Source organism: Pseudomonas sp. YuFO20, from assembly GCF_035064975.1.
In the GTDB taxonomy this organism is placed as follows: Bacteria; Pseudomonadota; Gammaproteobacteria; order Pseudomonadales; family Pseudomonadaceae; genus Aquipseudomonas; species Aquipseudomonas putida_AE.
In genome coordinates, this window is record NZ_JAXDEO010000177.1 from 1 (window position 1) to 470 (window position 470).

The window sequence follows — 470 nt, forward strand, 5'->3', positions numbered from 1 at the left end:
GCCGATCGGCACGATGTACAAGGGCTACGACGTCTGGCAGTGCCCGCCGAACGGCCCGGGCATCACCATGCTGGTGATGCTCAACATCCTGTCGCGCTTCGACCTGACCAAGTTCAAGCCGCTCAGCGTCGAGCGCTTCCATCTGGAGGCGGAGGCGGCGCGCATCGCCTACATGATGCGTGAGCAGTACATCGGCGATCCGCAGCATGCCCATGTCGATGTCGCCGGCATCCTGTCGAAGGAATTCGCCGACGAGCACATCAAGAACATCCGGATGGACGGGTTGCTCGACCTGCCGAACGTCGCGCCGCCGATGAATCCGTCGACGGTCTACATCACCGTGGTCGACAAGGATCGCAACGTCTGCTCCTTCATCAACTCGATCGCGCATTCCTTCGGCTCGGCGATCGTCTCCAACAAGACCGGCGTCTTGTTGCAGAACCGCGCCGGTGGTTTCCGCATCCAGCCCG

At 62.1% G+C, this 470-nt stretch carries 1 protein-coding gene; it reads left to right on the plus strand.

Annotated features, from left to right (window positions below; genetic code table 11):
* A partial coding sequence (locus SOP85_RS31135; protein ID WP_323629423.1) for a gamma-glutamyltransferase occupies positions 1-470 on the plus strand: 470 nt, incomplete at both ends.